The sequence below is a fragment of the Pseudomonas sp. GW822-FHT02D10 genome, from assembly GCF_058802345.1.
Window position 1 is genome coordinate 287,493 of record NZ_JBXAOB010000001.1, and the last position, 19,459, is coordinate 306,951.

Below are 19,459 nucleotides of genomic sequence, written 5' to 3' on the forward strand. Positions count from 1 at the left end.
GTCCCCCACCACACATCCGGGAGATGGGCCTCAACGTTCAGTGTCATGGCAAGGCAGCAATAGGTGGCCTCTATCGGCTCAGCACTCGCCAGAGCAAGACAGTCAAGTCGGCTCAAGTTGCTCACGCAGAAACTCAATGAAGCGTTGAGTCTTTGCAGGCAAAAGGCGGGTTTCAGTCAGGGCATACACCTGGATCGGATTAGGGTGCCATTGGGGCAGCACGAGATGCAGCAAGCCATTGCGCAGATCGTCCGCGGCAATGCCTTCCGGCAGCACGGCGATCCCCAGATCCAGTGTCGCCAATCGCCGAAGCATCCCGACGCTATTGAGTTGAAACCGTCCACCCACCTCGACCTCAATCATCTCGCCTGAACGGGAGAGCTGCCACTTGCCAGCCTTGCGCAGTCGCAGGCATTCGTGGTTTACCAGTTCAGACGGATCGCTGGGCACTCCATTGAGTTCCAGATAACGAGGCGAGGCGTACAAACGACGAGAGAGGCTCGCCAGCTTGCGCGCAATCAAATTCGAATCTGCCGGTTCGCCCATGCGGATAACCACATCGACGGGATCGCTCACCAGGTCGACCTGGCGCGGCGTGAGGTCGAATTCAAAGCTGATGCCAGGATACCGTCGGGCGAACTCGGCGATGAGCGGCGCCAGGTAAATAGTGGCGAAATCCACAGGCAGTGACGCACGCAAAAGGCCGCTCGGATGCGCGAGCATTTCACCCAACTGCTCGTGCGCCAGCCTCGCCTCGTCAACGATTCGCTTGCACCGGTCAAAGTACAACTGCCCCGCCTCAGTCAATTCGATCTTGCGCGTGGTGCGGTGTAACAGCCTCAAGCCAATGGCCTTTTCAAGCCCGCTGATCCGTCGCGACAAGGTCGAATTGGGCATCGCCATCGCTTCTGCGGCCCTGCGAAAACTGTGGGCTTTGACGACCTCGACGAACAATGCCATGTCGTTCAGAAGTTCCATATTGATTGCCCCATCAATGGATCAGTAATTTCAATTATGCCTTGTTTATCCCGTATCCAGTTTTATCAGTGATAGCCACATTCCCACCTTGCTTCACTGAATGGATAGCCCTCGAAGCCATTCCACACGCCTCGATACCCAATCAGAACAGCGCCCGGTTCCGTTGATGGCCGTTCAACGCTACCCCCGCAGGAGGGCATCAACTGGATGAAAGACCTTAATGACCTTTATTATTTTGTACTGGTGATCAAACATGGAGGGTTCTCGGCAGCATCACGGGCAACGGGCATTGAAAAAACGTTACTCGATACGCTGAGCCATACGTTGCTTGAAGGCTTTGTGATAGGTGCCGATCTCGATGAGCGTGTGCTGCGCCCCTATGGACTGAAGCAGGCCATCAGGCCCCTCCATGATTCCCATGTGGGCCACTTCGCTGGGCAGGCAAGTGAGAATGAAGTTTGTGTCGCAGCAGCTTTCGTCACGTCGTTGATGGATCAAATCCGAAAACTGCCCACCAACTGTTTCAAGCGAGCCGCCTGCTGCTCCAGATCGGAACAGGCCCGCAAGGTCGATTGAAGATTTTCAACGCCGTCCCGATTGAGGGTGTTGATTTCTCTGATGTCCGTATTGATCGACTCGACCACGGCGGTCTGTTCTTCCGTGGCAGTGGCGACCGATTGGTTCATGCCATCGATCTCTCCGATGCGCAGGGTCACGCTGTTCAAGCGTTCGCCGGCCAGGTTGGCGATCTCCATGCTTTCCAGGCTGTGGCGCTGGCTCTGACTCATGGTACTGACCGACTCGCGGGCGCCGACTTGCAGCTCTTCGATCATCGTCTGCACCTGCTGTGCCGATTCCTGGGTGCGATGAGCCAGGTTGCGCACCTCATCAGCGACCACCGCAAAACCGCGCCCTGCCTCACCGGCACGGGCAGCTTCAATCGCGGCGTTCAGCGCCAGCAGGTTGGTTTGCTGAGAGATGCTGGTGATCACCTCCAGAATCTGCCCGATGTTCACCGTTTTGCTGTTGAGGTTCTCGATATTACCGCTGGAGGTGCCGAGCATCCCGGACAACGTGTTCATTGCCTGGATGGTTCTATCGACGACCTGCTGACCCTCTTCAGCCAAGCCTCGGGCATCGCTGGCCTGATGCGAAGCCTGGGCAGCATTGCGGGCGATTTCCTGGGCTGCGGCGCCTAACTGGTTGATGGCGGCCGCCACGCTATTGCTCCGACTGGACTGTTCGTCGGAGTTGAGCATCGACGAATTGGAGGCACTGACCACCCGCTGGGCGACTTCGTTGACACGCTCCGTGGCCGAGGAGACCTCGCGGATCGAACCATGAACCCGCTCGACAAAACGGTTGAAAGCCGTGCCGAGGATGCCGAATTCGTCCTGAGTCTGGATGGTCAGGCGTTTGGTCAAATCGCCTTCACCGTCGGCGATTTCTTGCATGGTCCGGGTCATCACCAACAGTGGTTGCATCAGGATGCGAATCAACAGGCTGAGTAACGCGATGATGATCAGCACAGCGATGACGGTGGCTATCAGCGCTGAAGCACGAAACTCGCTGAGCATCGAAAAGGCCTTGTCCTTATCAACAGACAAACCTACGTACCATTTCAGTGAGGGCAAGCCTTTGATCGGCGCAAAAGTGACGATGCGGGTTTTGCCATCCACTTGAACTTCACTGATATCGCTGCTGATCCGCGGGGCATCTTGCGGATAGACATCCTTGAGCGCCTTCATCACCAGGGCCTTGTCCGGGTGGACCAGGATCTTGCCATCGGCACTGACCAGGAACGCATAGCCCATGCCATTGAAATCCAGCGCATTGATACTGTCGGCAATCGCCTTCAAGCCAAGATCACCGCCAGCCACACCCAAGGTCTGCCCGGCCTTGTTGATCGCATCAACGACCGTGACGACCAGCCCACCGGTCGTCACGTCGATGTAAGGCTCGGTGATCGTCGGACCGCCACTGTTGACGGCGTCCTTGTACCAGGGGCGGGCACGAGGGTCATAACCATCGGGCATCTTCGCGTCCGGAAAGGTAATGAACTTACCGTTCTTGTCCCCGATGTAAGTGGCTGCAAAGGTTGAGGCCAGGGCCTGTTGTTTCAACAAGAGCGTGATGTTTTCCGCCGACGGATCAATCGCCACCGACTGCGAAAGGCTTTCCATCAACAACACCCGACCATATAGCCAGTTGGCAATATTGCTCGCGGTGACATCGCCCATTTCGTGAAGATAGCTATCCAGATCCTTACGAATCGCACTGCGCTGCAGATAGTCGTTGTAGACCGTGAACAACCCGAACGCGGCGATGACAATCAGAGACACGGCCAGCAGGATCTTGTGGCTGAACTTGAGGTTTTTATTCATGACTAATCTGCAGCCCGGGTCAGGAGTGCGAGGGTCCGCTCGAAACGGGCCAGCCCTTCCAGCGTATCCGCCTCGGACACGATCAGGCTGGGAGCAAAGCGCAGCACGTCAGGCCCCGCCTGCAACAACACCAGCCCCTGCCCGGCCGCCGCATTCAGTATTTCCTTGGCGCGCCCACGCCAGTTGCCACAGAGCACGCAACCAATGAGCAACCCCAGCCCGCGGATTTCGTTGAACACGCCATATTGCTCTGCCATTTGAGCAAGGCGAGATTTGAATTGCTCTGAGCGCTGTTTAACGCCGTCAAGGAGAACCGGGTCGTTCACCAGATCGATCACGGCCTCGGCCACTGCGCAGCCCAGCGGGTTACCGCCATAAGTGGTTCCGTGGGAGCCCGGCACCAGATGTTGAGCCAGCCCCTCGCGCGTCAGCATCGCGCCGATCGGGAAGCCGCCACCCAGGCTCTTGGCACTGGTCAGGATGTCAGGCTCAACGCCGTAATGCTGATAAGCAAACAGCTCTCCGGTACGCCCTACCCCGGTCTGCACTTCGTCAAAGATCAGCAGTGCGTTGAATTGATCGCATAGCGCGCGGGCACCTTCCAGGTAAGAACGCTCAGCCGGCAGCACACCGCCTTCGCCCTGAATCGGCTCGAGTATCACCGCGCAGGTTCTATCCGAGATGGCGCTCTGCAGTGCCGCCAGGTCATTGAACGGTACATGGGTAATGCCTTCGACTCTCGGGCCGAAGCCATCGGAGTATTTGGGTTGGCCACCCACGCACACGGTAAACAGGGTTCGGCCGTGAAAGCTGTTCACCGCGGCAATGATTTCATATCTGTCTTCGCCATAACGGTCATGGGCCACCCGCCGGGCGAGCTTCAAGGCCGCCTCATTCGCCTCGGCTCCCGAGTTGCAGAAGAACGCGCGGTCGGCGAAGGTCGCGTCCACCAGCTTGCGCGCCAGGCGCAGCGTGGGCTCGTTGGTAAAGGCGTTGGAGATATGCCAGAGCTTGTTCGCTTGCTCGGTGAGCACACTGACCAGTTTCGGGTGAGCATGGCCGAGCACATTGACGGCGATGCCCCCGGCAAAATCGATCAGCTCGCGACCCTCCTGGTCCCAAATCCTCGAGCCCTCACCACGGACCGGGATAAACGGCGCCGGTGCGTAGTTGGGAACCATGACCCGATCGAAATCTTTGCGACCGACCGGTTCCTGCTTCTGTTGCCTTGGCAAATGCACTTCGGCCAGCATGCAGCGGGCACTGCCACCGCCAATCTGTTCGATGGTGTCGATATTCACCGGTAACGGCCTGGCATGTCGCTCAATGAGTCGGCGCTGCTCGGTATTGAGCGAGAGCCAGGCGGTACGTGACATCACTAGGATGGGCGAACCTTCTCGGTTGTGAACCTCAAGCATGTTGCCGGCAAACGACTCAAGCTGGTCCCAGGTCAAAGCCAGAATTTCCTTGCCACTGGAGCGCAGCCGGAACTCAAGCTCGGTGCGTTCTTGAAGATCAGCGACAGTCTCCAGACAAACCACCGCAAGACGGCTGCCAACGCTCATCATCACGTTGGTGTGATAAATCGCAATCCCTTCACGGTCAACGGCGTTGAATGCGCACAGGCGGTATCCCAGACGCTCGACAAACGTACGCAGCGCATCGACATGGGTCCGGCTCGAGTAACCGGCGTAGCAGATACGCTGAACGCGATCGAGCACCATGCTGCCGGTGCCTTCCAGGAAAAGCTCCTGCTGCTCCAGCTCGGTAAAGTCCAGTACCTGATCGATGGAGTAGCCTTGCAACAACGTCTCCAGGACACCTTTCTCGCGCTCCAGCCGACGGTTCTGTCCCTGCATGGGATAGAGCACCAGCGTGCCGTCGGCATGACTGCTCCACCAGTTGTTGGGGAAGATCGAGTCGGGGGTATGCGGCGCCTCACTGTCCTGGGCCACCAGCACTTCGACCCCTTGCTCGCGCAATGCAGCGACATAGCCATCAAACTCTTCAAGGGCATGAGCCTGTGCTTCATCCTGTGGCAATGAGCATTTCTGGAATCGATTGTTCGCCGCGGTATCAACGTTGAAGGAGAAGCGCGAAGGCCGAATCATCAGCACGGTGTTAGTCGTTTGCATGGGAGCCTTTCAAGAAAGGGAAGTGAGTGCAGTTATTCTCCCTTCGATGCAGCAACCAACTCGGCTGTTATCCCATGGGCGCTCGACTCAAAATGTTGAAAGTTTTACGTCGGCAGCCGATTCCGCTCTTGCTGAAAATGGACTCTCGTTGCGCAAATCAACCCTCTGTTGTTTACCCCCTTTTAACAGCGCGATCCGCTGCGTCAGCCCCATAACACCACATAAACAAACAACGCCTTTGCATAAAACTTCCATGGCTGTTCGCTCCATGCCATAGGGACCTGGCGGATGCCAGTCCCCCCTGCGCACGGGGCTCTCCTCATCTTGAATGGAAGACTCGATATGCCGCGTTTTATGCTCAGCACGCTGACGCTCGCTCTGGCTTTGACGGCAATGACGCCCGTGGTCAATGCCGCCCCTTTGCTCGATCCCGCGCCGGAACATCCACGCGCCGACAACCAATCAGGCCAGGCCAACACCTGGCTGGAGATTGATCAGGCCGCCTTCGAAGGGAACATCACCAGGCTCCAGCAACGGCTGGCGGGTAAAAGCCAGATGTGCGCTGTGATGAAAGCCGATGCCTATGGCAATGGCATTGCCCTGCTGGTTCCTTCCGCAATCCGAATGGGCGTCACCTGCATCGGTGTAGCGAGCAACGAGGAGGCGCGCGTTGCGCGGGCCAAAGGCTTCAAGGGGCGTCTGATGCGTTTGCGCAGCGCCACTGTTGACGAAGTGGCCAATGCACTGCGCTTCAACATCGAAGAACTGGTCGGCAATCTTGAGGTTGCGCGCCAGCTTAACGAATTGGCCACACGCAAAGGCGTGAAACTGTCTGTTCACCTGGCGCTGAACTCGGCGGGCATGAGCCGCAACGGCCTGGAAATGAGCACAGCAGAGGGGCAACAACAGGCAGTGGAGCTGACTCGGCTGGATCACCTGAATATCGTCGGGATCATGACCCACTTCCCGGTCGAAGAACGAGAGGACGTTCTGCGAGGGCTGGCGACATTCAAGGAGCAATCCGGCTGGCTGATCGAGCACGGCAAACTGGACCGCAGCCGAATCATCCTGCACTGCGCCAACACCTTCACCACCCTTGAAGTACCCGAGGGCTGGCTGGATATGGTGCGCCCCGGCGCTGCGCTTTATGGCTATCCGGTGGGCGGGCATAACGAGTTTCAACGGGTGATGCAGTTCAAGTCGCGGGTCGCGGCGGTCAACGCCTACCCGGCGGGCAGTACCATCAGCTACGACCGCACCTTTACCCTGAGCAAAGACTCATTGATCGCCAACATCCCGGCCGGCTACTCAGACGGTTATCGAAGAGCATTCTCCAACAAGGCCTCGGTGTTGATTCACGGTCAACGCGCGCCGGTCATCGGCAAGGTCACCATGAATACACTGATGGTTGACGTCAGTGGTATCAAGGGCGTGCAGGCGGGAGATGAGGTCGTTCTATACGGCAAGCAAGGCGATGAAGAAATTACCCAGACGGAGCTTGAGACCATCAACGGGGCGTTGTTGGCCGACCTCTATACGGTCTGGGGCAACTCCAATCCGAAAGTTTTGAAGTCCAGGTAAGAGAGGCAAAAGAAGGTGCGCAGGCACCTTCTTTTTTGCCCTGAGATGCGAGTTCTCGCAGGTTAGTCCGTAAGAGTTTTAAGCACCCCGAATTGGAGAAAATCTTGTTGGATCGGTCAAATCAAAAATCGGAGGCGTGGACGCAATAGCCGGAATGACTCGTCAGACCAAAGTCCCCGTGCGACTGCAGCACCGGCAAATCGCTCCTGGAACCGGCGGAAAATCAAAAAGTCAGTCTTCCTTGCCGACCTCTTGATCGGAAGATTGTTCTGCAACGGCAATGGCATGCTGGAAACTTTCAAGAAATACGGTTTCTGCATGGGTCATTTTTTGCTCGCGGTTCCACAACAGGTGAATGTCTACATCGGAGACACCGTCCCTGGGTGGCAGGCGCCAGAGCATGCCGTTGTAGAGGTCAATATCAAGTAAGTGCTCTGGCAAACAGCCGATACCAAATCCTGCGATCACCAACCTGCGAATTTCTTCAAAGTTTGATGACGAAGCGACGATCCTGCCGGTGAAACCCTGTTGGTCACGAAACACGGTAAGCGGCGAAAGGTTGCCGCCAATCTGGTCGCTCGTGAAGCTGACAAAATTTTCCCCCTGCAGCTCCGCCAGATCGAGCCCCCGCTTTCCGAAAAAACGATGGCGTTTTCCGCAAAAGAAGGCATATCGCTGACGTATCAGGCAACGCTGCTCAAGCTTGGGTTGAGCAATGCGACAGAGACCAACACCGGCGGTGGCGGTCTTCTGTATCAGCGAACTGAGAATGTCAGAGCTGCGCAGAACCTCTATTTCCAACTCCACACGCGGATGGTTGAGATGAAAACTCGCGAGAAAATCATCATAGACCGCCGATTGCACCCGGCTGATCGAGAGCAGACGAACCTTCCCCACCACATCATCCTGGGGGCCTTCGATGGCCGAGCCGATGCGCGATACGTTGCCATACATCTCTTCGGCAATTCGCAGCACTTCCTCTCCGGCCTCGGTGAGATCGAAGCGTGGCCCCTTGCGCGAAATCAAGGCGCACTCCAACTGCTCTTCCAGCCGCTTGAGCGATTGACTGACGGCCGATTGGGTAATGAACAACCGCGCTGCAGCACGACTGATACTCCCTTCCTGACCAATGGCCAGATAAGTGCGCAACAAGTTCCAATCCAGTCGATCGTTGAGGAAACGCCGCCCTCCCCATCTCGCTTGCACTAGCTCTTCATTCGAGTGTTTGCTGCTCATCTTGATGTCCATTATTAGCATGGCTTAATCAGTGATTAAGAATTAGCAAATTGCTTAATTATAGAGGCTACGAGATAAAGCACGGAAGCGCCACAGGGACAGAGCGTTACCGTGATCCGATTGATCCCTGTCGGAATAATAATTAGAGAAGGGCCTTGCATGCGTACTCACTCCAACCAACCGCGTCGCGCAGCGGCTGCAGCCTTCATTGGCACGACCATCGAATTCTACGATTTCTACATCTATGCCACTGCGGCGGCACTGATCCTGGGGCAAGTGTTTTTCCCCAGTTCGGACGCCACGCTGAGTACGTTGGCCGCATTCGGCACTTTTGCGGTGGGCTTTATTGCCAGACCCATGGCGGGCATGGTCTTCGGCCATTTGGGCGACCGCCTGGGACGCAAAAAAATGCTGCTGTTCACCATGCTGCTGATGGGCCTGGCAACCACCGCCATCGGTTTGCTGCCCGGCTACACCAGTATCGGCGTCTGGGCTCCTGTCGGTCTGATCGCACTGCGTATCATCCAGGGCATTTCGGTGGGGGGTGAATGGGGCGGTGCCGTATTGATGGCCAGTGAACACGCCCCGGCCAAGCGCAAGACCTTCTACGCATCATTCGCCCAATTGGGCAGCCCGGCAGGTTTGCTGCTGGCATTGATTGCCTTCCGTCTGGTGACCTCGCTTTCACCTGAGCAGTTCGCCCAATGGGGCTGGCGTCTGCCGTTCCTGTTCAGTGGTGTGCTGATGATGATTGGCCTGGCGATTCGTTTTGGCGTGCAAGAGTCTCCAGAGTTCAAGGCCATCGCCGACAAGGGCGAAACCGTCCAGTATCCGGTGCTTGAGGTGATTCGTACCTGCTGGCGGCAGATTCTGTTCGCGGCAGCTGCAGTGACCATAGGCTCGGCCGGGTTCTTTTTCACCAACACGTTCATGATCACGTATGTCACGCAGTATCAGGGTATTACGCGCTCGACGATTCTCGATTGCCTGTTCCTGGTCACGGTGATCCAGTTCATCTCCCAACCCATCAGCGCACTGCTGGCCGAGCGCATCGGTGAGGGCCGCTTCCTGAAGTTGGCCGCCCTGCTCTCCATGCTGGTCCCCTACCCCATGTTCCTGCTGGTCAGCACTCAGAACATCGTCTTGATGACCCTCGGCATTGCCATGGCCGTGGTCGTTCTGTCTGGCCTCTACGCGGTGATCGCCGGTTACATGGCCCAGGCGTTTCCAGCGCATTTGCGCTACTCGGGAATTTCCATCGCGTATCAACTGATCTGCGCCATTGCCGGGGGATCCACACCCATTATCGGCACCCTGTTGGCCAGTCACTACGCCGGCCAGTGGATGCCACTGGCGATCTTCTTCAGTTTGCTGGCTGCCCTGTCGTTGATCGGCGTCTGTGGCCTGGCCCGTCTGCGCGGCGAATCCACCGCCACCGCCCCCCAACTTGCGCTTTAACAAGGAGCTCACATGTACACACCCGACAACATCGACCCCACCGAGTGGAAGGCACGCTGCGAGTTGGCGGCACTGTATCGGTTGGTCGCATATTTTCGCATGACCGATCTGATCGACACGCATATCACCCTGCGCATCCCCGGTCCCGAACACCACTTCCTGATCAACCGCTACGGTGTCATCTTCGATCGCATGAAAGCCAGCGATCTGGTGCGCATCGACCAACATGGCCAGGTGGTGGGCGGTCCGAACGATCGGACTCGGGTCAATGCCGCAGGCTTCGTAATTCATTCGGCCATCCACATGGCTCGTCCGGATCTCAAATGCGTGGTGCATACCCACACCGCGGCCGGTATGGCCGTGGCAGCCCAGGAGCAAGGTCTGTTGCCAATCAGCCAGCATGCGCTGAAGTTCTACGGCAAATTGGCCTATCACACGTATGAAGGCATTGCGCTGTCGCTGGCCGAGCGCGAACGACTGATAGCCGACCTGGGACCACACAAGGCCATGATCCTGCGTAACCATGGCCTGCTGGCGGCCGGTGGAAATGTGGCTGAAGCCTTCCACGAAATTCACTTTCTGGAGCGCGCCTGCCAGGCGCAGGTCGCGGCGCTGGCCGGTGGCAGCCAGTTGGTCTACCCCAGCGAAGAAGTCTGCCGACACACTGCAGAACAGTTCGGTCGCGATGAAGCCGAGGAGATCATGGGCCTGAGCTGGAATGCCGCCTTGACCTTGATTGAAGACCAGCGCGAGTCCTATTGCTCATGAACACGATCGTACTGCTGTCGCGCGACAGCATCCTGCTCGGCCAGCTCCAGGCGGCCTTTGCCCGCCAGGCGCCGGATATACGAGTGGTGCTCGCCGACGACCCGCTGGCCAGTGAAGCACAAGTCGCGGCATGCTGGTTCCCACCGGCCAACAGCCTGGGCGCGCTGCCCAATCTGCAACTGGTGCATTCGGTCGCCGCGGGTGTCGATCACTTGCACACCGATCCCAGCTGCCCGAACTTGCCGGTGTGCCGCGTGGTCGATCCCGCGCACCGCCAAGGCATGACCGAGTACGTACGCTGGGCGGTGATTCACTATCACCGACGTTTCGATCAGGTCTTGCAGCAACAGCCTGACCAGCACTGGCAGCGCCCGGTGCAGATTCAGGCAAAGGACTTCAAGGTCGGTGTAATGGGCCTGGGCTCGTTGGGCGCAGCCATTGCCGAGGACCTGGCCAGCGCCGGCTACAGCGTTCGCGGCTGGGCGCGCAGTGTCAAGAGCATACCCAACGTGGCCTGCCACAACGGCGAGCGGGAGTTCAGCGGCTTTCTCGAAGGTCTCGATCTATTGATCAACCTGCTGCCGTTGACCTCGGCTACCCGAGGCATTCTCTGCACTGAAACCTTCCAGGCCCTGGCGCCAGGTGCAGTGGTCGTCAACTGCGGTCGCGGCCAGCACGTACGCATCGACGATCTACAACAGGCATTGAGCAGCGGCCAGCTGCGCGGTGCAGTGCTCGACGTCTTCGAGCGTGAACCTCTGCCGGTCGATGATCGCCTGTGGCGCATACCTGGGGTGATCGTCACCCCGCACATGGCCTCGGCCGCGTCCCACGACTGCATCGCCAGCCAGATTGCCGAAAACACGCGGCGGCTGGCCCATGGTGAACCCCTGAACAACCCCGTCGATACGTCCCTGGGCTATTAAGACACGCGACAAGAAGGTGAATGATGAAAGTATCCAACATCAACGGCGAACGCCTTTGGGGCAGCCTGATGGACATGGCCAAAATTGGCGCCACCGAGCGCGGCGGCAATTGTCGCCTGGCCCTTTCCAGGGAAGACCTGGCCGGTCGCGAGTTGTTCATGAGCTGGTGCCGCGAAGCTGGCCTGAGCATTGCCTTTGACGCCATCGGCAATCTGATCGCCCGTCGCGAAGGCCTGGACAACAGCCTGCCGCCGATCGTCATGGGCAGCCATTTGGACACGCAGCCAAAAGGTGGGCGCTTCGATGGTATCTACGGTGTGCTGAGCGGCCTGGAAGTGGTGCGTTGCCTGAATGATCAAGGTATCGAAACCCGCCAGCCAATCGAAATCGCCGTGTGGACCAACGAGGAAGGTGCGCGCTTTACCCCAGCCATGTTCGGCTCGGCAGTGTTCACTGGCATTCTGCCGTTGCAAACCGCACTGGATGCCCGCGATGCCAATGGCATCAGCGTCGCTGAAGCCCTCGCCGATATCGGCCAGAGTGGTGAACTGCCCTTGCAGCGGACCTTCGATGCTTACTTCGAAGCCCATATCGAACAAGGTCCGATTCTGGAGGACAACGGTCTACCGGTGGGCGTTGTCACCGGAGGCCAGGCGATTTGCTGGCTGGATGTGCAGGTTGGCGGTGTCAGTGCCCACGCCGGCACCACCCCCATGCCACTGCGCAAGGACGCCTTGTTCGGCGTCGCGGAAATGGCCAGCGTGCTGGAAGCCCTCGCCAGAGACTTCGCGCCCAAGGGGCTGGTCACCGTGGGCCAGCTGGAGATAGCCAAGTCATCGCGCAACACCATCCCCGGCCGGATCAACTTCACTGTCGATCTGCGTCACCACGAAGACCAACAGATCGCCGCAATGGAACAAGCCGTATACGAGCGCTTGCAAATCGTTGCCGACAAACGCGGTTTGAGCCTGGCGATCAGTCGTCACTGGCTCAGCCCGGCGACGCCCTTCGATGCCGATTGCGTGGCCGCGGTGCGTTCAGCGGTGCAGGCGCTGGGTTACCCCCATCAGGATATCGTCAGCGGTGCCGGCCATGACGCCATCCACCTCGCCGGGCATTGCCCCACCACGATGGTCTTCATTCCCTGTGTCGGTGGCCTGAGCCACAACGAAGCCGAAGACGCATTGCCTGACGATGTCCGCATGGGCTGCGACGTGCTGCTCAATGCCGTACTCCGGCGAGCACAGCACCTGACCGACTGATTGTGCAAGCAACACCGAACCTTTGAGGTCGCGTCACCCACGCGACCTCAAAGGCAGGGCCCGCTTGTGCCTGAAAAACAATAAAAACCCACATCCAACCCAAACATCAGCGTTACCCACACTGCCAACCAATAAATCAATCCACTGAGCCTGACGCTCAATTTGGAGATAAAAGGCATGAACAGCTCCGCGTGCATCCAGACCGCTACCCCGGCGGTCGACCCCAGCGTCAATATGAAAAAAGTCGCCGTAGCCAGTGTCATTGGCACCACGGTGGAATGGTACGACCTGTTTGTCTTCGCCACGGCATCTGCCTTGGTGTTCAACAAGATTTTCTTCCCGGCTTTCGACGCCTTGATCGGTACTCTGCTGGCGTTCGGCACCTTCGCTTCGGCTTACGGCGCACGCATTGTCGGGGCCGCCTTGTTCGGTCACTACGGCGATAAACTTGGGCGCAAATCAATGCTGCTGATTTCGCTGTTGACCATGGGCGCGGCGACGTTTGCCATCGGTCTGTTGCCGGATTACGCCACTATTGGCATCTGGGCGCCGATCCTGCTGCTGACCCTGCGGATCATCCAAGGCCTGGCGTTGGGTGGTGAATGGGGTGGCGCGGTGCTGATGGCCGTCGAGCATGCCCCAGCCAACCAGCGCGGTTTGTATGGCTCATGGGTACAGATCGGCGTGCCGGCCGGCACCATGATCGCTAACCTGGCCTTTCTGGCGATTGCCTGGCTGCTGTCACCTGAAGAATTGCTTGCGTGGGGCTGGCGCATCCCGTTCCTGGCCAGCGCGCTGCTGATTGCCGTGGGCTTGTATATCCGCCTCAACATCACCGAGACACCCGCGTTCAACAAGGCAAAAACCTCCGAGCCGCAGATCAAACTGCCACTGGCCGAAGTCTTCCGCAAATACTGGAAACAAGTCCTGCTTGGCGGTGTGGCAACCATGTCGACCGGCGCATCCTTCAATATCATTGTCGCCTTCGGCCTGACCTACGGTACCCAGACCCTGGGCTTCAGCCGCACCATCATGCTCAGCGTGGTACTGGCCTCCTGCGCGCTGTGCATCCTGCTCCTACCGGCGTTCGGTGCACTGTCTGACCGCTACGGCCGCAAGCCAGTGATCATCGCCGGTATCGTCGGTGAAGCATTGGTCGCCTTCCCGATGTTCTGGCTAATGGATACACGCGAGCTACCGCTGGTATTTCTCGGCTACGGTCTCTTGATGGCTGCGTTCGCCGCCAACTACGGGCCCATCGCAACCTTTCTCGCCGAGCTGTTCGGCACCCGTGTGCGTTACTCCGGCCTCTCGGTGGCTTATATGCTTTCCGGGCTGCTGGGCAGTGCCGCCACGCCCATCGTTACCACTGCCCTGCTCGCGATGACCGGCAAAGGTTCGTCGGTGGCCTGGTACATGATCGGCTCGGCGCTCATCTCCCTGATTGCCCTGTTGCTGCTGACCGAAACGTTCAAGCGCGACTTGAGCGGTGGGCGTGCTGCGTAGCGCCAAGTGACCCACAACAACAATAAATCTACCGGCACTTGATCCTGCTGCCATTCACGCACCGTCTGGACTTACACACCATGGAAAAAACTCTGCACCTGATTGGCCTGGGCGCCGGCGCTTGTCTCTTGACCCTGAGCCAGGTCGCTTCAGCCGATTTTATCAGCGACAGCAAGGCCACTCTGGGCCTGCGCAACTTCTACTTCAACAACGACTATCGCAACCAGCCCGGCAGTGCCGGACAGAGCAAGACCGAGGAGTGGGCGCAGGGGCTGATGCTCAATTACACCTCCGGTTTCACCAACGGAACACTAGGGTTTGGCGTCGATGCGCTGGGGCTGGTAGGCGTGACTCTGGACAGCGGCCAAGGCCGCCATCGCGGCAGCTCGATGATCCCCTCGGACGGTGATGGCGCCGTCGATGAGTGGAGTCGCCTGGGCATGACGGCAAAAGCACGCTTGAGCAAGACCGAAATGCGCTATGGCACGCTGATGCCCAAACTACCGATCCTGCAATCGAACGACGGGCGCCTGCTGCCACAAACCTTTGAAGGTGGTCAGATCACCAGCAAGGAGATCGACAAACTGACGCTGACCGGCGGGCGCCTGGATCACGCCACCGGACGCGGTTCCAGCGACAGCACCGGATTGGCGGTCAGCGGCGGACGCCAGGAAAGCAACGAGTTTCTGTTTGCCGGTGCCGACTACGCCCTCTCGAAAGACCTGATCGCACAGTACTATTTCGCCAATCTCGAGGACTACTACACGCAGCACTTCTTCGGATTGCAGCACGTGCTCGCGCTGGGTGACGGCCAGTCGTTCAAGACCGACCTGCGCTATTTCGATACCGCCTCCGACGGTGCCAACGGGTCAACCAGCGGTCGAGCTGACGGTTATCGAGTTGGCGGTTTCACGCGCAACGGCTCAGGCGAAATAGATAACCGAACCTGGAGCGCCATCTTCACCTACAGCCTTGGCGGCCATGGGCTGACCGGCGGCTACCAGAGCGTTTCCGATGGCAGCAACTTCGTGCAGCTCAACCAGGGTTCCTTGCCCGACAAAGGCGCCGGGGGATCGAGCATTTATCTGTTTACCGATCGCATGCTTGCCAGCTTCAACCGGGCCGGTGAGCGCACCTGGTTCGGTCAGTACGCCTACGACTTCGCCGCTTCCGGCATCCCGGGACTTCGCGCGTCACTGGTTTACCTCAAAGGCAACCAGATCAAGACCACTTCCGGAAACGACCAACAGGAATGGGAGCGTGATCTGTCTCTCGATTACGTCATTCAGGACGCTACGTTCAAAGGCCTCGGATTCGGCTGGCGCTATGGCGTTCTGCACTCCGACGCTGATGGCAATCAGGACCAGAACCGCCTGATCGTCAGCTACACCCTGGCGCTGTTCTGACCCACTGGCCCGCCGCCACACGATGGTCGGCGGGCCTCATTTTTAGCGAGGTTTACCCTATGAAACGCATCCAGGCAGCCCCTGGCACCATTGGCCCTGTCGGTCCTTACTCCCAAGCGGTGGTCAGCGGCCATCTGGTTTTCACCGCGGGTCAAATACCCGCCGTGGACGGACTGGACCAGCAACCCGAAGAATTCGAAGAACAGGTACGCCAGACCTTGCGTAACCTTGAAGCCATCCTGATCGCCGCAGGCTCTGATTTCGACCACGTGATCAAGGTCAATGGCTACCTCACCGATCCGGCTCAACTGGAACCCTTCAACCGGGTTTACGCCGAGGTGCTTGGCCATGCGCCACCGGCACGCACGACGGTCTGCATCGCACTTTGGGGGGTGGCGCTGGAAATCGATTGCGTAGCCGAACTCATTGATTCTGCTTCGGGAAATCCCGCATGAACGCTGATCGCCAATTACTTGAAAAGCTCCATCAGGTCAGCTTTGCCACCCTCGGCCACCTGCTTGAAGACGGTTTTGTGAGTGCCGAGATCCGCTCGATGCTCAGCAACGTCAAAGTGGTCGGTCGTGCGGTGACGCTGAGCGTGGTCGACGCCGATGCCATTGCCGTCAACCGTGCCTTGGCCAGCCTGGTGGAGGGCGACGTGTTGGTTATCGACATGAACAGCGATCGACGTCACGCCTGTGTCGGTACGGTCACCGCGTGTGCGGCGCAAGCGCGAGGCGCCAGGGCTATCGTGGTCGACGGCGTAGTGACCGATATCCTTGAACTGCGCGAAGCCGGGCTGCCCATTTTCGCCCGCGGTACCAACCTGCTGACCACCAAACTGCACGGTAACACCGAGAGTCGCTTGAATGTCCCGGTCCAGTGCGGCGGGGTTCAGGTGCACCCAGGCGATCTGGTGCTGGGTGACGATAACGGCTTGCTGATTCTCGACCGTCAGACACTCGCCGCAGTCATCGACCAGGCACTGGCCAGTGATCGTGCAGAACCCTGTCTGCTGGAACGTATTGAAGCCGGAGATTCAATAGCATCGGTGTTGCGTGTTGAGTGATTAATCCTGGTTGGCTACGCACTAGCATAGGGTTTCCACTCTATGCTGGAGAGCTACCTGTGGTGACGGGCTGCGCAGCTATCAAGGAGTCAGTAATTTCCTCTTGTGCTCTCCCTCGGCCAATCAGCCAGCGTTGAAATGCCCGACATTGCGCTTTCTGCAGAGTGTTAGGGTGCCAACTCAGGTAATACGGCGAGGGAAGTGGCATGGCTCGCTGCCAAGGAATGATCAAGCGCCCTTCATCGATGTCACGGGCAATCATCGAAAACTGCGCCAACACGATTCCCTGGTGATCGATGGCGGCTTGAATAGCCATGCTGGACGAAGAAAAGCTACGACGTATGGCAATCGTCTGCTCGACGGCAGCGCCTTCCAGCTCAAACCATTCGGCCCATGAGGGGGGTGAATCAAATTTCGGCCGCGAATCGATACGGATAAGTGGGTATTGAAGCAGGTCACCGGCATGCTCCACATGGCCTGGATGGCCTAAAAGCGTCGGTGAACATGCCGGCACCACACAATCGCGGAACAGTACAACGCTATGCCCCGCATATTGGCCAGGTTCGCCATAGCCGATACGAAAATCTGCGTTTTCCTCCTCCGAAGTATCCGCCAGCGTGCTATCCAGATAGATGTCGAGATCACCATTCTCATGCTGCCATTCGTAGGTAAGGGGCGCCAGCCACTTGGTCATGAGAGAAGGCAGGCCACTGACATACAAATTGTTGGGGTTTTTCGACCGCTCTACTTCGGAAACGGCGGCTCTCAACTCTTCAAATGCTATAGAACACCGCGCATGAAAACGCTGGCCAATGGCGTTCAGCCGCAAGCGCTGTCCCTCCTTGACCGTCAAGCTCATGCCCAGCGCCTCATCAAGCAACTTCATCTGCTGACTCACGGCGCCCACAGAAATGTTCAATCGCTTTGCGGCTTGGGATATACCGCCGCAGTGACCAACGGTTTCGAATATTTGGAGGGCTCGTAAGGGCGGTAAACGACTCATGGCGATGCGAAGGTCTCGAAAGCATTTTAAGTTTAGAAATTCTATTAAAACTGACAGAAATTGCCATATTTTCTTCATATCAAAATCGCTTTAGCCTTCTCCCACGCTCAATCGAGCGACGGCCTGGCCGGTCCAGCCCCCCCTCAATCATTTCGTTTCTCGGGAGTTCGCAATGAAAGCTCATCCTCAACAGATCACTCAGGTAGTCCTCGGCGATAGAGAGCCCTCCATCGAAGAGTTTGTCGCGGTAGCCCGTTATTCGGCCAAGGTGTCGTTTTCCGAGACCTACAAGAACCGCGTGAAAAAGTCCCGTGGCCTGGTGGAGCGTTTCCTCGATGAGAATCGGCTGGTCTATGGGGTGACCACCGGGTTCGGCGATAACGTTCGGCATGTGATTTCTCCGCAGAATGCCAAGGAGCTCCAGGTCAATATCGTGCGTTCCCACGCCGTCGCCGTGGGCGAGCCGCTCAAGCGTGAGCAGGTTCGTGCGATCCAGTTGATGGTTCTGATCAGCCTTGGCAAAGGTTTTTCGGGGGTGCGCCTGGAGTTGCTGGAGCTGATTGCCGCTCTGCTCAACAACGAAGTCGTGCCGTTTGCGCCAGGCGAGGGTTCGGTGGGCTATCTGGCCGTCGAGGGGCACCTGGCGTTGGTCCTGCTGGGCGAAGGCAAAGCCAGGGTCAATGGCGGCGAATGGGTGGATGGCGCCACCGCACTGGAACAGGTCGGCCTGCAACCGACGGACCTGCAGTGCAAAGAAGGCCTGGCCATGCTCAATGGCACCATGTCGGTGACCGCCATCGCCATTCTGGCCCTCTACAACGCCATGCAGACCGCCTCGCTGGCCGACGTCGCCGCGGCCCTCTCCCTTGAAGCGCTGAAGGGCACGATTCGGGCCTTCGACCCGCGTTATCACTCGATCAAGGCACACAAGGAACAGGCGCAAACCGCCAGGGATATAAAGGCGATGCTGCATGACAGCCAACTGATCGCCGAAAACATCGACTACCGGCTTCAGGACGCCTACAGCCTGCGCGCCATTCCCCAGGTGCATGGCGCTTCGAAAAGATTCATCGATCACGCTCGGGAAAATATCGAGAACGAAATTCACTCCTCGGGCGATAACCCGATCATCTACCCGCTTGAGGACGGCGACGGCATTGCCATCTCAGGCGCCAACTTCGACGGCAGCTACATCGGCATGTCAGCGGATTCGTTGTGCGTGGCGCTGGCCAACCTGGCGAAGATTTCCGAGCGCCGTATCGACCGCATGGTCAACTCGCACTTCAGTGAAATGCCGGCCTTCCTGGTGCGCAACCCGGGCCTTAACAGCGGGTACATGATCCTTCAATACACGGCGGCTGGCTTGTATGCGGAAATGAAGGCGCTGTCATTCCCCTCCTCAGTCGACAGTTTCTCGACCTGCGCTAACCAGGAGGATTTGGTGAGCCTGGCTTATAACGCCGCCATCAAGGCCTATAAGGTTTCCGAAAAGCTGGAATCGGTGCTGGCCATTGAGTTGCTGGTGGGTTGCCAGGCCCTGGACTTCCATGATGTGCACAAGGCTTCTAGCGTCACCAAGGCAGTTTATGATCTGGTGCGTAGCCGAGTACCGGTCGCCGACCATGATCGTGCCTTCTATTCGGACATGGTGAGTGTCACCGAACAGGTACGTAGCGGTGAGGTACTGGCCACGGTGCTGAAAAACCTGAAGTAAATTTAGCGTTGTAGCAGCCGCTTGCCGAGATGC

At 58.2% G+C, this 19,459-nt stretch carries 16 protein-coding genes and 2 pseudogenes; 11 read left to right on the top strand and 7 right to left on the bottom strand.

The window, feature by feature from the left end; genetic code table 11:
- Positions 1-102 precede the first annotated feature (102 nt).
- Positions 103-978, bottom strand: coding sequence for a LysR family transcriptional regulator (locus AC1RPZ_RS01340; protein WP_493134023.1), 876 nt, complete (start codon positions 976-978; stop codon positions 103-105).
- A 207-nt stretch (positions 979-1,185) separates the two neighbouring features.
- Here AC1RPZ_RS01340 and AC1RPZ_RS01345 point away from each other — a divergent pair.
- Positions 1,186-1,287, top strand: a pseudogene (locus tag AC1RPZ_RS01345) (LysR family transcriptional regulator); the annotation flags it as partial.
- Between the two features lie 185 nt (positions 1,288-1,472).
- Here AC1RPZ_RS01345 and AC1RPZ_RS01350 read toward each other — a convergent pair.
- The 4 genes and pseudogenes from AC1RPZ_RS01350 to AC1RPZ_RS01365 form a co-directional block, all read right to left on the bottom strand.
- Positions 1,473-3,362 carry a methyl-accepting chemotaxis protein gene (locus tag AC1RPZ_RS01350; RefSeq protein WP_493134026.1) on the bottom strand — a complete coding sequence of 630 codons (1,890 nt, stop codon included), beginning with the start codon at positions 3,360-3,362 and terminating at the stop codon, positions 1,473-1,475.
- Between the two features lie 2 nt (positions 3,363-3,364).
- Entirely contained in the window at positions 3,365-4,603 is a 1,239-nt protein-coding gene (locus tag AC1RPZ_RS01355; RefSeq protein ID WP_493134787.1) for an aspartate aminotransferase family protein, read from the bottom strand.
- Positions 4,586-5,497, bottom strand: a pseudogene (gene ctlX / locus AC1RPZ_RS01360) (citrulline utilization hydrolase CtlX); the annotation flags it as partial. The pseudogene ctlX and the gene AC1RPZ_RS01355, both read right to left, overlap by 18 nt.
- A gap of 87 nt (positions 5,498-5,584) precedes the next feature.
- Complete coding sequence (locus tag AC1RPZ_RS01365) at positions 5,585-5,752, bottom strand: hypothetical protein (RefSeq protein WP_493134028.1); 168 nt, start codon at positions 5,750-5,752, stop codon at positions 5,585-5,587.
- Between the two features lie 87 nt (positions 5,753-5,839).
- On the opposite strand from AC1RPZ_RS01365, the gene alr reads away from it, so the two are divergent.
- Positions 5,840-7,078, top strand: coding sequence for an alanine racemase (gene alr / locus AC1RPZ_RS01370; RefSeq protein WP_493134030.1), 1,239 nt, complete (start codon positions 5,840-5,842; stop codon positions 7,076-7,078).
- 231 nt (positions 7,079-7,309) lie between these two features.
- Here the strand turns inward: alr and AC1RPZ_RS01375 are convergent, their stop codons facing one another.
- Complete coding sequence (locus tag AC1RPZ_RS01375; protein WP_493134032.1) at positions 7,310-8,314, bottom strand: LysR family transcriptional regulator; 1,005 nt, start codon at positions 8,312-8,314, stop codon at positions 7,310-7,312.
- 159 nt (positions 8,315-8,473) lie between these two features.
- Here AC1RPZ_RS01375 and AC1RPZ_RS01380 point away from each other — a divergent pair, with 159 nt between their 5' ends.
- From AC1RPZ_RS01380 to AC1RPZ_RS01415, 8 genes are all read left to right on the top strand, one after another.
- Entirely contained in the window at positions 8,474-9,772 is a 1,299-nt protein-coding gene (locus AC1RPZ_RS01380; protein ID WP_493134035.1) for an MFS transporter, read from the top strand.
- Positions 9,773-9,784: 12 nt separating this feature from the next.
- Positions 9,785-10,540: a class II aldolase/adducin family protein gene (locus tag AC1RPZ_RS01385; protein WP_493134037.1), complete on the top strand. Its 756-nt coding sequence runs from the start codon at positions 9,785-9,787 to the stop codon at positions 10,538-10,540.
- Positions 10,537-11,466, top strand: a complete 930-nt coding sequence (locus tag AC1RPZ_RS01390; protein WP_493134040.1) for a 2-hydroxyacid dehydrogenase — start codon at positions 10,537-10,539, stop codon at positions 11,464-11,466. The genes AC1RPZ_RS01385 and AC1RPZ_RS01390 overlap by 4 nt, the downstream gene beginning before the upstream one ends.
- 23 nt (positions 11,467-11,489) lie before the next feature.
- Positions 11,490-12,728 carry a Zn-dependent hydrolase gene (locus AC1RPZ_RS01395; protein ID WP_493134789.1) on the top strand — a complete coding sequence of 413 codons (1,239 nt, stop codon included), beginning with the start codon at positions 11,490-11,492 and terminating at the stop codon, positions 12,726-12,728.
- Between the two features lie 177 nt (positions 12,729-12,905).
- The gene (locus AC1RPZ_RS01400) at positions 12,906-14,234 is read left to right on the top strand and encodes an MFS transporter (protein ID WP_493134042.1); all 1,329 of its coding nucleotides are present in this window, start codon (positions 12,906-12,908) and stop codon (positions 14,232-14,234) included.
- An 80-nt stretch (positions 14,235-14,314) separates the two neighbouring features.
- Positions 14,315-15,640, top strand: coding sequence for an OprD family porin (locus AC1RPZ_RS01405; RefSeq protein WP_493134044.1), 1,326 nt, complete (start codon positions 14,315-14,317; stop codon positions 15,638-15,640).
- A 59-nt stretch (positions 15,641-15,699) separates the two neighbouring features.
- Positions 15,700-16,095, top strand: a complete 396-nt coding sequence (locus tag AC1RPZ_RS01410; RefSeq protein WP_493134046.1) for a RidA family protein — start codon at positions 15,700-15,702, stop codon at positions 16,093-16,095.
- Positions 16,092-16,709 carry an RraA family protein gene (locus AC1RPZ_RS01415; protein ID WP_493134048.1) on the top strand — a complete coding sequence of 206 codons (618 nt, stop codon included), beginning with the start codon at positions 16,092-16,094 and terminating at the stop codon, positions 16,707-16,709. Before AC1RPZ_RS01410 ends, AC1RPZ_RS01415 begins: the two co-directional genes overlap by 4 nt.
- 40 nt (positions 16,710-16,749) lie before the next feature.
- Here AC1RPZ_RS01415 and AC1RPZ_RS01420 read toward each other — a convergent pair whose 3' ends face one another.
- Positions 16,750-17,790: a LysR substrate-binding domain-containing protein gene (locus tag AC1RPZ_RS01420; RefSeq protein WP_493134050.1), complete on the bottom strand. Its 1,041-nt coding sequence runs from the start codon at positions 17,788-17,790 to the stop codon at positions 16,750-16,752.
- Between the two features lie 94 nt (positions 17,791-17,884).
- Here AC1RPZ_RS01420 and AC1RPZ_RS01425 point away from each other — a divergent pair, with 94 nt between their 5' ends.
- Positions 17,885-19,426 carry an HAL/PAL/TAL family ammonia-lyase gene (locus tag AC1RPZ_RS01425; RefSeq protein WP_493134052.1) on the top strand — a complete coding sequence of 514 codons (1,542 nt, stop codon included), beginning with the start codon at positions 17,885-17,887 and terminating at the stop codon, positions 19,424-19,426.
- Positions 19,427-19,459: the final 33 nt, after the last annotated feature.

Excerpts from the sequence above, each read along its gene's own strand:
- AC1RPZ_RS01390 (WP_493134040.1), top strand. The coding sequence starts at position 10,537 with ATGAACACGATCGTACTGCTGTCGCGCGACAGCATCCTGCTCGGCCAG.
- AC1RPZ_RS01405 (WP_493134044.1), top strand. The coding sequence starts at position 14,315 with ATGGAAAAAACTCTGCACCTGATTGGCCTGGGCGCCGGCGCTTGTCTC.
- AC1RPZ_RS01350 (WP_493134026.1), bottom strand. The coding sequence starts at position 3,362 with ATGAATAAAAACCTCAAGTTCAGCCACAAGATCCTGCTGGCCGTGTCT.
- AC1RPZ_RS01380 (WP_493134035.1), top strand. The coding sequence starts at position 8,474 with ATGCGTACTCACTCCAACCAACCGCGTCGCGCAGCGGCTGCAGCCTTC.
- AC1RPZ_RS01425 (WP_493134052.1), top strand. The coding sequence starts at position 17,885 with ATGAAAGCTCATCCTCAACAGATCACTCAGGTAGTCCTCGGCGATAGA.
- AC1RPZ_RS01340 (WP_493134023.1), bottom strand. The coding sequence starts at position 978 with ATGGAACTTCTGAACGACATGGCATTGTTCGTCGAGGTCGTCAAAGCC.
- AC1RPZ_RS01420 (WP_493134050.1), bottom strand. The coding sequence starts at position 17,790 with ATGAAGAAAATATGGCAATTTCTGTCAGTTTTAATAGAATTTCTAAAC.
- AC1RPZ_RS01395 (WP_493134789.1), top strand. The coding sequence starts at position 11,490 with ATGAAAGTATCCAACATCAACGGCGAACGCCTTTGGGGCAGCCTGATG.
- AC1RPZ_RS01400 (WP_493134042.1), top strand. The coding sequence starts at position 12,906 with ATGAACAGCTCCGCGTGCATCCAGACCGCTACCCCGGCGGTCGACCCC.
- AC1RPZ_RS01375 (WP_493134032.1), bottom strand. The coding sequence starts at position 8,314 with ATGAGCAGCAAACACTCGAATGAAGAGCTAGTGCAAGCGAGATGGGGA.
- AC1RPZ_RS01385 (WP_493134037.1), top strand. The coding sequence starts at position 9,785 with ATGTACACACCCGACAACATCGACCCCACCGAGTGGAAGGCACGCTGC.
- AC1RPZ_RS01410 (WP_493134046.1), top strand. The coding sequence starts at position 15,700 with ATGAAACGCATCCAGGCAGCCCCTGGCACCATTGGCCCTGTCGGTCCT.
- AC1RPZ_RS01365 (WP_493134028.1), bottom strand. The coding sequence starts at position 5,752 with ATGGAAGTTTTATGCAAAGGCGTTGTTTGTTTATGTGGTGTTATGGGG.
- alr (WP_493134030.1), top strand. The coding sequence starts at position 5,840 with ATGCCGCGTTTTATGCTCAGCACGCTGACGCTCGCTCTGGCTTTGACG.
- AC1RPZ_RS01415 (WP_493134048.1), top strand. The coding sequence starts at position 16,092 with ATGAACGCTGATCGCCAATTACTTGAAAAGCTCCATCAGGTCAGCTTT.